Raw genomic sequence first — 13,899 nt, forward strand, 5'->3', positions numbered from 1 at the left:
TGACCACCTCCACGAACATTATCCGTTGGAGGGATAATCAGGGCAGTATATTCCTCAAGTAACGGTCTTGAGAAGCGTCCGAAACTCCGGTTCCCGGGCTTCGATGAGCCGTGGAAAGTGTTCAAGGCAGAAGAACTTTTTCAGAATATCACTGACAAGAATCACCCGGATGAAACTGTGCTGACAATCATTCAAGGAAAAGGTACACTTCCGAGAGAGCAAGCTGGTCGTAACATCCACTATGATGATGCGTCTTTATCTAACTATAAGAAGGTTGAACAAGGAGACTTTATTATTCATCTGCGCTCTTTTGAAGGTGGGCTGGAAATGGCAAATGAAGCTGGAATAGTCAGTCCAGCATACACCATCTTACGCTGCAAGCGTCCCCATTCAAGCCTATTCTATGACGCATATTTTCATACAGATGAGTTTATCAACCACAATCTTTCAAAGTCTGTTGAAGGCATCAGAGACGGACGGCAGATAAGCTACGAAGCATTTAAGTGGCTCGGAATACCATATTGTGAGCCAACTGAGCAAGAGAAGATTTCCAACCTATTTGCTGCTCTCAATGAAAGAATCGCAAAGCAGCGTGATTTGATCGAAGCCCTCAAGAAGTATAAAAGAGGTGCCATGAGAGCCATTTTTAGAGATAAATCCTTTGTTTTCTCAAAGGCAACTGTTTGGAAATCAATACGCTTGGGCGACGAGTGCGTGTTCTTTTCTGGAGGTACACCAAAATCAACTGATAGCAGCTATTACGGAGGATCGATTCCGTTTATCCGTTCTGGTGAAATACACGGAGAAAAAACAGAGCTTTTCTTATCCGAAGCAGGACTTCAAAATTCATCTGCAAAAATGGTGAGCAAGGGAGATTTGCTTATTGCGCTATATGGTGCGACCAGCGGCGAAGTCGATATTTCAAAAATCGACGGTGCAATCAATCAAGCGATTCTTTGCATACGCCCCTATGATATGAGCAAACAATATCTTCGGTATCTTTTAGAAGATAGCAAGGATGACATTATTAACACATATTTACAAGGTGGGCAAGGAAACCTCTCTGCCGAGATCATCAAGAACTTGCGTGTTGATATACCCGATTCTACAGCTCAATCATCTGTTGTCGAGTTTCTTTCGATGATAGAGCGCAGAATTGAGATGTCCATTGCAGAATGCGAACAAATCCAGGCAATGAAGCGCAGTTCACTACAACAGCTCTTCATATAAAGAGTTGCTGTAACAAGGCTCTGCGTTGGCAATTTAGAAGCATTAGCATTCTTTCTTGAGTGGATATTTGAAAATCAAAGCTCATAAGAAAGGAAGCAATTTTTATTTGTGTTTGTTTATCAGGAACCATACATTTGAGCCTTAGCAATTTGTTGACGGCAAGACCGGGTTGCGCGCCCTGATCTGAATACTGACCAAGTTTCATGTAGTCGAGCAGATACAGCAAGAACTTAGTTTCATTTGCTTCGTTTGCTTGAACTGCAATGGCGTGTTCGGACAAGTAGTTTTTCCCCTGAATAAGACGCACATTTCCGCATAATGCGCCTTGTCTACCAACCACGACATATTCACCGTCATGGCTATATTGATTGCAATATCCTCGAATGCCATTACCACCGTAAACGGGAAAATTTCCAGTTTGGTGTATGAGCGTTGCTGAAATATTTCGTCCACTTCTGAACTCAGAACACAGCTCGGAAAGCGTATGTTCCGTCCATGAAGATGTAACGGCAAATGCCACGCTTTTGCCGGAAAGAATGTGGGCAACAGCACCTCTTTTATACTTCTGATCAAGCAAGCAGAATGGAGCTATATGACCGACAAAATCCCTTGCAGTAGCGGAATATCTCTGCTACTGCAAGGGATTTACCTTTGCTACAAGCCAGTATTTGGTTGCTGAAATAGCCCTCAAGTAACGGTCTTGAGAAGCGTCCGAAACTCCGGTTTCCGGGCTTCGATGAGCCGTGGAAAGCTGAGAAACTTTCAGATTTTGCAGAGCGTGTCACGCGGAAGAATACCAATAACGAAACAAGTCTGCCACTCACAATTTCGTCCAAAGACGGGCTTGTGGATCAGATCAGCTACTTCAATAAGACCGTAGCCAGCAAAGACATGAGTGGCTACTATCTCTTGAAGAATGGTGAATATGCCTACAACAAGAGTTATTCAGTCGGGTACGATTTTGGCTCCGTCAAGCGTCTTGACCGCTATGATATGGGCGCGCTTTCAACACTCTACATCTGCTTTGCACTCAAGAAACACGATTCTGATTTTATAAACGCCTACTTTGATTCGCTCAAATGGTATCGTGAGATTTACATGATCTCTGCCGAAGGAGCGAGAAATCACGGGCTTTTGAATGTGCCAACTGATGAGTTCTTTGGCACAAAGCATTACATTCCGCAGGATTTAGCGGAGCAGAGAAAAATCGCAGACTTTATGATTGCGTTAGAGCATCGAATAGAGGCACAGCAGTCTCTCGTAGATAACCTCAAGAAGTATAAAAGAGGATTGCTCCATGATGTTTTATCAGAGAAAACCAAAATTACGACAGAAACATGGACGGAACATAGAATCGGAGAATTTCTCCATTCAAAAAGCATCAAACAACTTCCAACAACAGATGCTCCGTTGATGGCATTTACCGCAACAGGCGGCGTGTGCGACAAAGGCGAACGGTATGATCGTGGTTTTTTGGTGAAAGATGCAAGCACAAAATTGTATAAGAGAACTGATTTGAACGATTTCATTTATAGTTCCAATAACCTTGATGTCGGCTCAATAGGACTTAACCTTTATGGCTCTGCCGTGATCTCTGATGTATATGAGATATTCTCCATAAAAGATGCCGATCCGTGGTTTATCAGCGAAGCTATTAAACAAAAGCCGATTATGAGCCGTATTCTAAAATATCGACAAGGCTGCCTTTATGGACAATACAGGATATATGCCGAAGACTTTTTAGGCGTTTTTGTTAAAATCCCTTCGTATGAAGCTCAGAAGAAAATTGGAGCTGTTTTTTCAAAAATTGACGGCAAAATCACGCAAGAACAAATCCTACTGGATTGTTTAGAAAAGGCAAGAAATTTTTTCTTACAGCAACTTTTCATATAAAGAGCTGCTGCATCAAGCCATGGCGTATCTTAGATAGCGACATTGATATGCTTTCTGCTGCGCCTATTAGCATGTCAATGGAACTCAACAGCTTAACTATCTGTTCCTGCCTTGCTCTGTCTGGGATAGGGATGATGCAATCTGACAAAGCAGACTTGCTTATTTCTCGGAATGTGTTACCGGAAGCGTACTTTTCGCACCATGGCTTAATGATGATTTGCATATAATACAGATACTCAGATGAAACTCTATCAGTGTGAGGAATCAACGACTGAAAGCCCTGATTGGTGCTGCACTCTTGTTTTGCAATGGACATCTCGCCCAAGGTAGCACGGGTTGTCAATAAAACCGTTCCGATGGGAAGCAGTTTTGCGGATGAGTTATCCAATCCAATATCACTTAATTTGCGAACACTGCTGTTGACATATTTTGTTTTACCAATCTCAGACGGGGTGAACCATTCCACTGTATTTCCCCAATATTCTGTATGAAGAGTGTCAGGTGTTCCTCCACCAACAATTTCACATACCGAGCCAAGTCTGCAATTATAGCTATTATCAATCTGAGAGAGTATCTGGTTATTGACACCTCTTTTATACTTCTTGAGGGCAATTATTACCTGTCGCTGTTTCTCGATCCGATTGGATAGAAGCGTCAATAGGTTTGCGATCTTCTCCTGTTCAGGTAGCGAAGGAAGAAAGAGTGATTGTTCATAGAGAGTGTCCCACTCAACATTTCTTCGACATACGCTTGCCCCTACGGTTGTCGCATTATAGAAGAACCGTTTCGCAGCATCGGACTTTATCCATTGGGCTATTAAATCAATAGAACATCCAGAAATGTCATAAGTTTTATATGCAGGAGAAACCATGCCGTGCTCAAAACGCTGATTTACATTGGCATTTCCTAAATGAAGATTTTGCGTTGACAGCACCATTGTTCCGTATTTTATCTTTTTGTAACCCTTATTGCTTGCACCACGCTGATGCCCAAAAAGTTCTGTGTTTAGGAACATACCTTCAATGGCAGCGGATAAAAGAACATCTTCATCTTCTACTTTGGTACGATTGCTAAACTCGTGAACAATGTCTCCAAATGCCGTTGCCTTCCATGGCTCATCGAAGCCCGGAAACCGGAGTTTCGGACGCTTCTCAAGACCGTTACTTGAGGATACATTTGCCATAATTATTTGCCCTCCACATCAAAGGGGAAATCAAGTCCCAGCTCATCGAAAAACGGTTTCAGTTGTGCGTCGATGCCCTTGATCTCAGCCTGAATATTGCGGATTTCTGCTGCAACAGCATTGAGGTCAATTTCCTCTTCCGGCTCAAAGGTATCAACATAGCGAGGAATGTTCAGATTGAATCCGTTCTCTTCAATCTCCTGCATAGTGGCAACATGAGCGTACTTATCGACATCCACACGATGCTCGTAGGTTTCGACGATCTTATCAATGTCGCACTCACGGAGGATATTCTGATTCTTTCCGGCTTCAAAGTCGTTGGACGCATCAATGAAGAGGATGTTATCAGAGTTGCCGTTGCGCTCTCTCTTGAGGACAAGGACACATACCGGAATGCCCGTGCCAAAGAAGAGGTTTGCAGGAAGACCGATAACAGCGTCCAGCACATTCAGCTTTTGGATCAGGTGCTTACGGATCACTTCTTCGGCTGCGCCCCGGAACAGAACGCCGTGAGGCAGCAGGACAACAGCTCGTCCATCTTCGTCCATGTGGTAAACCATGTGCTGCACAAAAGCAAAGTCAGCCTTGCTCTTAGGCGCAAGTTTGCCGTATTCATTGAAACGCTCGTCCTCCATGAAGTGCATATCAGCAGACCAATTTGCAGAATACGGAGGATTTGCAACCTGAACACGGAACTTCATGTCTCCGAAGTAGTCATGCTCAAGCGTATCGCCATTGTAGATATTGAAGTTGCGGTACGGGATGCCACGAAGGATCATGTTCATTCGGGCAAGGTTATAGGTGGTCGAGGTCAATTCTTGACCGTAGTAGTTACGCACATTTGCATAGTTCTTGAGGCGAAGAAGCAGAGAGCCGGAACCGCAAGTCGGATCGGCTGCGTCCTTAACATCGGTCAAGCCAAGACAAGCAAGGCGGCACAGCAGCTCGGCAGGACCCGAAGGCGTATAGAACTCACCGGCTTTCTTACCGGCTGTGGCAGCGAACTGACCGATCAGATACTCGTAGGCATTACCCAACACATCAATCTTCGTGTCATCCACGCTGAAATTGATCTCGTCCAGCGAAGCAATGATTTTCGCCATGACAGCACTTCTATCTTTAACGGTATGCCCCAGCTTCGTAGAATCAAGCTGCATATCGGAGAACAATCCGTCAAAGTCTTCCTGCGAATCGTTGCCGATAGTGGATTCCATCAGAGCGTTGATTGCTTTCTGCAAGAACTCAATGTCGAAGGAACGGTTCTCAACCATCTTGACCATCTTGCGGAACAAATACTCCGGTTCGATGATGTAGCCGAGGTCACGCAGAGCTTCTTCTACGATGGCAGCCTTGTATTCTTCGTCATTCCAAGCATCCTCGTAGCTGATATTATCGTCTTTGAGAAGATTAACCATGTACTTCTCGGTCTTGTCGGAGAGGTAGTAATAGAAGATCATGCCCAAGATATAGTTCTTGAACTCGTATGCCTCCATGTTACCTCTCAGGGCATTTGCCATCGCCCATAGTTTGTTGCAAAGCTCTTTCTGGTGAGCCTGAATAGAATTATCCATTGTTCTCTCTCCTTATTGGTATTTCTCAGTGTGCTGCCGGATAAATTCGACGATCCGGTTGACCAAAGACCTCTTCTTGAGCAGCGGCATGGGCTTCTCAATACGGTCACGGATGTTTCCTGCATCCATTGTGCCGGAGAACTCATACTCAGAAATGATGTCCGTCAGCATGGAGGAATCAATATCCTCAGTCTTTGCGAAAGCAACGATCTCTTCTCGTTTTGCTTCATTTTCAAAGTCGTTGTATGCAGCGTCAATCTCATCCGCACTTTCAAGTCCAACAACGACACGATCCAAGAACGCTTGAAGAATTTCAACCTTGCGAAGCAACTGCGGATTATCCGTCCTGCTCAATTCTTCCTTGATGTGCTTGATGTCGTAGTCCTTCTGCTTCTTGTCATCAAAGTGGATGTTGCGGATCAAGTTCATGATATAGGCAACATTGATGCGGTCACTCTCCATGATCTCAATGCAGAAGTCCACATCATTCAGGACAGATACGACTTCTCGATCAGTTTTTTGCCGGGAGTAAAGCATCAGATACTTGCTCTTGTAGTCCTGATACTCCTGCTCGGACATGATGAGTGCATCCTGATCAAAGCTGAACTCAATGAATGTCTGCAAAGATTGGAGGTATTTTGTCAGCTCACGGAAAGTGATGACAAACTTCTTCTGGTCATCCTCGCTCTGCATGGTATCGACGGACTCAGGGTAGAGTGCCACTTCCTTGAGCTTCATAACCATTTCATTGAACTTCTCAACAAAATACTGATAGCCCGGAACGACAATGCCGGAGGTGTCCTGACTCTTGGAGAAGAGCGTCAGCGCATCATCTGTCCGTTTCTTGAGGTTGCGGTAGCAAATGATGATACCAAACGGTTTTGTTTCTTTCTCGACACGGTTCGTGCGAGAATAGGCTTGCAGCAGATCATGATACTTCAAATCCTTGTCCACATACAGCACAGAGAGCTGCTTGCTGTCAAAGCCGGTCAGGAACATATTTACGACAATGAGAATGTCCAGAGACTTCGTTTTCTTGCCTTTGACACGATCTGAAATATCCTTGTGATACGCGGAGAAGGTGTCGGTAGAGAAATTCGTGCCGTACATCTCGTTATAGTCCTTGATGATACGCTCCAAGGCATCTCGGCTATGCTCGTCCTTGCCCTCGGCATCTTCGTTCTGCCCATAGGAGAAGATACCGCTGATGTTCAGATCGTGTTTGATCTTCTTGAAGATGTCGTAATATTTGACAAGAGCTTCAATGGAGGAAACAGCAAAGATAGCCGTGTACTGACCATTTCTCGTTTTGGCTTTGTGGTTCTGGACGATGTGGTTTGCAATGAGGGACATTCTCTCATCCGACATATAGAGTTCGCCAACATCAATCGCGTCAGCCAATGTCGGATCGTCCCAGTCAAAATCGCCTTCCATCGTCTTTATGTACTCAATATGGAAACCGAGGACATTGTTATCGAAGATAGCATCCTTGATCAGATAGTTATGCAAACATTCCCCAAACAGCATTTCGGTGGTCTGTGTGATCTTGCCCTCCGTCTTTCCGTTCACTTCAAAACGGGGCGTACCGGTAAAGCCAAAGAACTGCGCTTTCTTGAAATGCCGAACAATATCCTTGTGCATATCTCCGAACTGGCTGCGGTGGCATTCATCAATGATGAAGACAACCTTTTCGTCACGATATGCGTCCATTACCTTTTCGTATTGAGGACGCTTAACGGCATTTGCCATCTTCTGCATCGTCGTGACAATGAGCTGCCGGTTCTTATCCTTCATTTGCCGCACAAGAATGTCTGTGCGATCTGTGACATCAACAGAGCCAGCCTCAAACTTGTTAAACTCTTCGGTGGTCTGAGAGTCCAAGTCCTTACGGTCAACAAGGAAGATAACCTTCTTGATGTTCGGATTGGCTGCGAGGATTTGAGCTGTCTTAAAGGATGTCAGCGTCTTTCCTGCACCGGTGGTATGCCAGATATAGGCGTTGCGATTTGTGAGCGTAGCCTGCCTTATAAGGGCTTCTACGGCATACACCTGATAGGGGCGCATAACCATCAGAATCTTATCCGTATCGTTCAGAATGGTATAGCGTGTCAGCATCTTGATGATGTGATCCCTTGCCAGAAAAGAGATTGAGAAGTCCTTCAGGTTGGTAATACGGATGTTGTTGAAATCCGTCCAGAAGAAGGCGAGGCTATACATCAAGTCCCTGTCGGAGTTGGCAAAGTATTTGGTATCAACGCCGTTGGAGACAATGAAAAGCTGAATGAAGTGATATAGTCCGTTATAGGAGTGCTTCTTATAGCGCATGACCTGATTGACCGCCTCTCGAATGTCAATACCTCTGCGCTTTAGCTCGACCTGAATCAACGGCAAGCCATTCACAAGAATCGTCACATCATAGCGGTTGACATACTTTCCTACAACCGTTGTCTGATGTGTAACTTGGAAGATATTCTTGGTGTGATCCTGATCGAAGAAAGACAGGTAAACCTTCGTCCCGTCCTCACGCTCAAGGACAAACTTGTCTCTCAGAATTTTTGCGCTCTGGAACACAGACTTTCCGAGCATGAGGTTAAAGATACGCTCCCACTCTTTATCGGTGATAGGCGTATCAAGTTTGGGTGCATTGAAGGCTTCAAACTGAACTTTGAAGTTCTCCACCAATGCGTCATAATCAGGAATATCGACTGTGCTGTATTCCTGCTTGTTTAGCTGCTCTATGAATTGCTGCTCAAGAGCTGCTTCGCTTTGGTATGCCATATCTTCATCTCCAATACTTGAGGATTATTTTTGGTTGCCAACCGATCCTCATTTTATTTTATCACGGCAACTGTCTGATATAACGGACTCATTTTCGTCTTATTTCCAATGTCACATCGCCATTATCCGCAATGGACATTTGCATCGTTTTCAAATACTTGTCCACAAACTGTTTTTGTTCCGAAGAACTCATTTCAATTCGAGTCGCTCTTAACGCCTCTGTGAACATCTCATAGATATTCAGCCGCACCGCCTGATCTATGTAATGATACATCTCTTTGAACAGTGCGCCGATCTTAATATCCTCTGCATTGCCGGAGTAGAAGTCATCAATGTAGCAATAGAATATACCGGCATTGACAAGTGCGTTCTTCAAATCCGGTCCGCAGTTTTCGCGCTCTATCATGACAAGGAACCGAGCCTCCGGTAAAGAAGAAATCAGTCCCCAATAGTCGGAGTCGCTGGACACCAAAATAAAGGAATCCACATTGTTTTTGTAATGCTCCTGACAAGTTCGGGCAATCAGCATCACATCGACCAGAGACTTGTTCTGCTTTACCCGTTCGGTCATCATGTGTTCGACCGGGATGTGGGTAAAACTATCCAGAATACGCCAAGCAGATGCACTATGTACATCATCAAACAGGATGATGGATGCTATCTTTTGTGTGTACTGATAGTCAAGATTCTTGAGCGTAGCGCAGAGCTTGTACGGATCAGAGTTTTCACAATCTACCACTACGACAACCTTTTCGCTGCTACCAATAAACTCGTAGATGCTTCCTTTAATGTAACTTCCAGCATCAGAAACTTTACTGTACTCTGTAAAGTAGTCACCGTTCATTTGATAAAGCAGCGTCACGAATTTTTTATCGTTATAGAGCAGATTACCGACATCCTCCGGTTCCCAGTTTATATACATCTGGTAAGGATAAAAGAGCAAGTGAGCGTAATAAATATTTGCTGCTGCTTTTGTCCCTTCCTCTTTCAAGCCATCTGGCATGAGAAAGAGGGTTTTTACATACAGCCAATTCAGCCAAAGAGGAAATAGCTTCTTGCAATTATTGATCCGATCAGAAATCAGCTTGTTTATCTCAACGATATGCTGACTTAGCTTCGTGCTGGACTTCTTTATAAAACTAATGCCATCCGCATTTAGTTGTTGAAGGCTATCCTGCGGCACATATTCCGGCATACTGCTGATTGAGAGATAACTAAACTTCATGCGCTCGTTGATATGCTTGAAGTTTCTTTCAATCGCTGTCCTTATGATACACAAATGACGGATTATCCGTGCCGTTTTGTCTGCATCAAGTTTTTCGTATATCTCTATTTTGGGTGCTTCATGCTCATTATCAAAAATTCGTTTCGGAACACCAATCAAATATGCAACCTTAGAAACAATTTCATAGGTGCTGTCTTTGTAGGTGACTCGATCATCTGTGGGAAACGCCTCCGCTTCAACGAGGGCATTTTTCTCAGTCACAGCATTCTCAAGGACATCCATATATGCTCCTTTCGCTGAGGTATTTTTCTCTACCTATAACAAAATAGCCGCACGAAAACTCGGACCTACTTCTTGCCCGTTCGCACAGCTTCACATATATCTCCAATGTCACAATTCAAATAGTCGCAAATGCGCAGCAGAACAGAGAGAGCTACATCCTCGTTCTTATTGAGCTTACTCATCGTGCCAGGAGACAGCTCTATATCCTTGCGTAAAGTTGATTTTGGGATCTCTCTTTCAATGAGCATGACCCATAATTTCTTATAGCTTATCTTCATAAAAGCACCTCTCTCAAACGCTTATAGTGAGACTCATTATATTATACACCAAACGCTTCAAATTTTCAATACGATGCTCCAAAAATTCAAAATATATTTCAAGTTCATGGAGCGCATTACGAAGAAGAAAGCCTGAGCCGATTTATTCATACGGCTCAGGCTTTGGTGGTTATTCCAACTCGCTACTTTTGGCTTTTTCATGCTCCTGTGAAAGCGTTGGACTGAGGAAATCATCGACATTTGCCTTCATGGTATCAATCACTTTAGCCTCTTTTTTGAGCCTTGCTCGTTTGTCGTAGAGACGCTGCTGCTCTTCCAAAAGGCGTTGCTGCTCGGCTTGCAGAGACTTCATACTTGGAAGTTTTTCACAATCTTGCATAGCAAGCAATGTACTCTTCGCTGCTTCAAAAACGACAAGCTCTGCCTCGTGCGCAGCTCGAAAACTCTGCTTGTTCTTCGTCTTTGAGTAGGCATCATAGACCGGCTTGAGCTTTTGATAGGTTGAGATATTCTTGATAAGCGGCTGCACCTTTCGGAGCTGCGCTTCAACGACTTTCAAGTCAGCGCCGGTACGCTCATAAGAACTATGGATGTCTTCGACTTTCTTTTCAAGATCGGCATATTGAAGTAGCTCGTTCTCAGTGAGGTAATTGAGCGTTCTGGCGGCTTCTTTGAGGATCTTAATCTTCATAGAATGCTCAAAGCCCTTGCTGTCGATCTGCTTAATTCTATTTTGAATATCGCTGATGAGAGAGATGTTCTTCCTATCGTTCTGCATCTGCCGTCTGCGGGCATTGCGTCCTTGAATGCGTTCCTTGATCCGGTCCTCGGTGTAGTTATCTCCGATGGTTTTTGCACGGGTGAAACGCTCTTGCCCTTCGGCACGGAAGGAGATGTATTTGCCGGTTTTGATTTCATATCCGGCGTCCTGCATCAGCTTCAAAAACTCATCGTAGTCCTTTGCTGTGATTACACAGCGATCAATGGTCTGCTTGAGTTTTTGCTTCCAACTTGTACCGCGTTTGGCTTCGGTGTATTCCTTGTAGTCCATGCCTTTTCCCTGAGAGGGAGGAATAACTGACAGCCCGTGTTCAGCACATATCTCATCACTGAGATGCCGCATCTCACGATAGGTTTTCTTATTGCTTCGGTACGCATGGAAGTCAACATAGTTGACAGCGTTAAAGATAATATGATTGTGGCAATGCCCCTTGTCGATGTGCGTTGCAATCACATACTCGTACTTTCCCTTGAGCCATTCGTCGGCAAACTGCTTACCGATTTCATGCGCTTGTTCCGGCGTGACTTCATCAACCGCAAAGGATTGGATCAGATGTCGGGCGATCACCTTCGGCATCTGCATTCCTTGTTGAGCAGCAAGATTTCTTGTCCACTCAAATTCCTTCGCTGCGGCATCGCTGGCAGCGCAACCATAGGAAGAGACATAGAGCTGGTCATCTGTTTTCTGCGGATCAAGAATGTATGCGAGAGCCTTGTTCACAGTTCCTCGGATTGGCTTGATTTTAGTAATCGCCATATCTCAGCCTGCCTTTCTTTCAGCTCTGCAACATCGTCCTCATAGAAGTGTCCTGTGGAGTTGATTCGGCGGCAAATGTGGTTGATATTTGCCGCTGCGCGAGATACTGCTGCGGCAAGTTTCTTTTGCTGCGTGTAGTCCACTTTGATGATGTAACCGTCAATCGCCATCTTGCGAAGATACGCTCCCATGTTGTTTGTACCAAGCTGTTTCATCTTTCCTTTGATAATCCGTTTCTCGTCATCTGAAACAAAGAAGAGTATCTGATTTGGTCGTGTTCTGTTTGCCATAAGCGGTTTGTCCTTTCGTAAAGATAGAGGGTTTGGGAGACATCCCAACAAGCATTTTCGGGATTAAGGGGAGGGTTTCCTTAATCCAAAATCGCCGTGTGTATATACACTGGCTGTGCTTGCTAATCTCCCAAAATCGTATTCCCCGAAGATTCCTCCGTGAAATGTCCCTTCACTTTACAACGGACACAATAAGAGCGTTTGTTGAGTACCGGATTTCAAAAAAGTCGAAAAATTATTGGATTTCCCATGTAAAAGCCACTGTATCTGTCACATCAATATCATCTGGCTCAATCTCAGGTGCGGCGCACTTGCTCATTGCCATAAGCGGCTGAATGCAGTCTTCGACCTCGTAGCTCGTTCTGGAATACACATTGAGTTCGCCCCAGTTGTAGTCAATATTGAGTAGCTGCCCAAGCGTACTGCCTGATGCTTTGCAAAGAATCTCCGCCTTCGCTCTGGCATTCTCCGTCGCGTTGATCAGCAGCTCATCGCTGACCACTGACGGGTTTCTTACAGTGAATACAATACTGAGTTCCGGCTTCGCACCGCATTCTGCAATCGCAGAAATAACCTGTGCAAGCTGCTTGCTGTCGAAGTCAAAGGCAAGTTTCAGGCGATAGTTGCAAGCATACCCAGCAAACTCTCGCTTGTAATTTCCTTGCCGATCCTTGACGTTCTCGTACTTTGTCTGGACATCAAAGCTCGTGGTTTTCAAGTCTTCTTTGCAATACCCAACGCGGACTGCGGCACCTTGCAGTCTTTCGATTCTCTCGGCAGCTTCCGACATTGCACGGTCATAGGATTCAGATAAGGTTTCAATGTTCAAGGAGAGGATGATGTAATCCGGTCTTGCGGAGACATTGCCTGTCCCTTTTACGGTGATCGTTCTCATTGCTTTCTCCCGTCCTTTCTGGAATTGAAGTCCTCATCAATACGTTTTTTCCAATTCGTACCCAGCGGTACGCTGCATCGGACAGCGGAAACCGCTTCGCTCAGAACTTCATAGTTGAGTTGCGTTCCCTCGCGGTCAGAGTGGTAATTGACCGCTCGATCTGCCCCAATTCCAAAATGCTTTGCCGTCTCAACTGCATCAATGTTTGCACCGAGGAAAAGAAACTCCCAGCCGTACTTTTCATTCTGTCGTTCAATCATCTTCTTGACCTTCTCGCTGTCATAACGGCGGCTTGCATTCTCCATGCCATCCGTTGTGATGACGAACAGTGTGTGTTCAGGGACATCCTCTTTTCTTGCGTACTTATGGACATTCCCAATGTGATGAATCGCTCCGCCGATAGCATCCAGAAGCGCGGTGCAGCCGCGAACGGAATAGTCCCTGTCGGTCATCGGCTCCACCTTCTGAACCGGCACACGGTCATGGATAACCTCGCTCACGTTGTCAAAGAGAACGGTAGAGATCAATGCCTCGCCATTCTCTTTTTTCTGCTTTTCAATCATGGAGTTGAATCCTCCGATGGTGTCTGTTTCCAGTCCGCTCATAGAGCCGCTGCGATCAAGGATGAATACGATCTCCGTCAAGTTCTTTCTCATGTTTTGTACCTCCGTATATAAAAATATGACTGCTTGGTGTCTCACCTTACAGTCATATTGTACTTCGGTATTCACTTCATT

The 13,899-nt window shown here is 44.9% G+C and carries 12 protein-coding genes; 2 read left to right on the plus strand and 10 right to left on the minus strand.

Going from position 1 to position 13,899, the window contains the following annotated elements; all coding sequences use genetic code 11:
- Positions 1-117 precede the first annotated feature (117 nt).
- On the plus strand, positions 118-1,230 hold the full coding sequence (locus tag ACSAMP_RS09735) for a restriction endonuclease subunit S (RefSeq protein WP_457800336.1): 1,113 nt from the start codon (positions 118-120) through the stop codon (positions 1,228-1,230).
- Here ACSAMP_RS09735 and ACSAMP_RS09740 read toward each other — a convergent pair.
- Positions 1,223-1,807 carry a restriction endonuclease subunit S gene (locus ACSAMP_RS09740; protein ID WP_457800337.1) on the minus strand — a complete coding sequence of 195 codons (585 nt, stop codon included), beginning with the start codon at positions 1,805-1,807 and terminating at the stop codon, positions 1,223-1,225. The two genes, ACSAMP_RS09735 and ACSAMP_RS09740, sit on opposite strands and share 8 nt — an antisense overlap.
- A gap of 269 nt (positions 1,808-2,076) precedes the next feature.
- On the opposite strand from ACSAMP_RS09740, the gene ACSAMP_RS09745 reads away from it, so the two are divergent.
- Positions 2,077-3,123: a restriction endonuclease subunit S domain-containing protein gene (locus ACSAMP_RS09745; protein WP_457800338.1), complete on the plus strand. Its 1,047-nt coding sequence runs from the start codon at positions 2,077-2,079 to the stop codon at positions 3,121-3,123.
- Here ACSAMP_RS09745 and ACSAMP_RS09750 read toward each other — a convergent pair.
- The 9 genes from ACSAMP_RS09750 to ACSAMP_RS09790 all read right to left on the minus strand — a co-directional run bounded on the left by ACSAMP_RS09750 (position 3,116) and on the right by ACSAMP_RS09790 (position 13,818).
- Positions 3,116-4,306: a restriction endonuclease subunit S gene (locus ACSAMP_RS09750; RefSeq protein ID WP_457800339.1), complete on the minus strand. Its 1,191-nt coding sequence runs from the start codon at positions 4,304-4,306 to the stop codon at positions 3,116-3,118. The two genes, ACSAMP_RS09745 and ACSAMP_RS09750, sit on opposite strands and share 8 nt — an antisense overlap.
- A 2-nt stretch (positions 4,307-4,308) precedes the next feature.
- Complete coding sequence (locus ACSAMP_RS09755; RefSeq protein ID WP_117452829.1) at positions 4,309-5,877, minus strand: type I restriction-modification system subunit M; 1,569 nt, start codon at positions 5,875-5,877, stop codon at positions 4,309-4,311.
- A 12-nt stretch (positions 5,878-5,889) separates the two neighbouring features.
- Positions 5,890-8,655 (minus strand): type I restriction endonuclease subunit R, encoded by a 2,766-nt coding sequence (locus ACSAMP_RS09760; protein WP_117452828.1) that lies wholly within the window; start codon positions 8,653-8,655, stop codon positions 5,890-5,892.
- A gap of 88 nt (positions 8,656-8,743) precedes the next feature.
- Complete coding sequence (locus tag ACSAMP_RS09765) at positions 8,744-10,162, minus strand: NYN domain-containing protein (RefSeq protein WP_457800340.1); 1,419 nt, start codon at positions 10,160-10,162, stop codon at positions 8,744-8,746.
- A 65-nt stretch (positions 10,163-10,227) separates the two neighbouring features.
- Complete coding sequence (locus tag ACSAMP_RS09770; protein WP_071699564.1) at positions 10,228-10,440, minus strand: helix-turn-helix domain-containing protein; 213 nt, start codon at positions 10,438-10,440, stop codon at positions 10,228-10,230.
- A gap of 169 nt (positions 10,441-10,609) precedes the next feature.
- A complete protein-coding gene (locus ACSAMP_RS09775) occupies positions 10,610-11,977 on the minus strand; it encodes a relaxase/mobilization nuclease domain-containing protein (protein WP_457800341.1) in 1,368 nt (455 codons plus the stop codon).
- On the minus strand, positions 11,938-12,267 hold the full coding sequence (locus ACSAMP_RS09780) for a plasmid mobilization protein (RefSeq protein ID WP_117461146.1): 330 nt from the start codon (positions 12,265-12,267) through the stop codon (positions 11,938-11,940). The genes ACSAMP_RS09775 and ACSAMP_RS09780 overlap by 40 nt, the downstream gene beginning before the upstream one ends.
- Positions 12,268-12,502: 235 nt before the next feature.
- Positions 12,503-13,162 (minus strand): SIMPL domain-containing protein, encoded by a 660-nt coding sequence (locus ACSAMP_RS09785; RefSeq protein WP_457800342.1) that lies wholly within the window; start codon positions 13,160-13,162, stop codon positions 12,503-12,505.
- The gene (locus ACSAMP_RS09790) at positions 13,159-13,818 is read right to left on the minus strand and encodes a vWA domain-containing protein (protein ID WP_457800343.1); all 660 of its coding nucleotides are present in this window, start codon (positions 13,816-13,818) and stop codon (positions 13,159-13,161) included. The genes ACSAMP_RS09785 and ACSAMP_RS09790 overlap by 4 nt, the downstream gene beginning before the upstream one ends.
- Positions 13,819-13,899 lie beyond the last annotated feature (81 nt).

The sequence above is a fragment of the Flintibacter sp. SJQ-8 genome, assembly GCF_054108085.1.

What these genes read in the sequence shown, in the direction of transcription:
- ACSAMP_RS09750 (WP_457800339.1), bottom strand. Translation starts at nt 4,306, where the DNA reads ATGGCAAATGTATCCTCAAGTAACGGTCTTGAGAAGCGTCCGAAACTC.
- ACSAMP_RS09755 (WP_117452829.1), bottom strand. Translation starts at nt 5,877, where the DNA reads ATGGATAATTCTATTCAGGCTCACCAGAAAGAGCTTTGCAACAAACTA.
- ACSAMP_RS09760 (WP_117452828.1), bottom strand. Translation starts at nt 8,655, where the DNA reads ATGGCATACCAAAGCGAAGCAGCTCTTGAGCAGCAATTCATAGAGCAG.
- ACSAMP_RS09765 (WP_457800340.1), bottom strand. Translation starts at nt 10,162, where the DNA reads ATGGATGTCCTTGAGAATGCTGTGACTGAGAAAAATGCCCTCGTTGAA.
- ACSAMP_RS09770 (WP_071699564.1), bottom strand. Translation starts at nt 10,440, where the DNA reads ATGAAGATAAGCTATAAGAAATTATGGGTCATGCTCATTGAAAGAGAG.
- ACSAMP_RS09775 (WP_457800341.1), bottom strand. Translation starts at nt 11,977, where the DNA reads ATGGCGATTACTAAAATCAAGCCAATCCGAGGAACTGTGAACAAGGCT.
- ACSAMP_RS09780 (WP_117461146.1), bottom strand. Translation starts at nt 12,267, where the DNA reads ATGGCAAACAGAACACGACCAAATCAGATACTCTTCTTTGTTTCAGAT.
- ACSAMP_RS09785 (WP_457800342.1), bottom strand. Translation starts at nt 13,162, where the DNA reads ATGAGAACGATCACCGTAAAAGGGACAGGCAATGTCTCCGCAAGACCG.
- ACSAMP_RS09790 (WP_457800343.1), bottom strand. Translation starts at nt 13,818, where the DNA reads ATGAGAAAGAACTTGACGGAGATCGTATTCATCCTTGATCGCAGCGGC.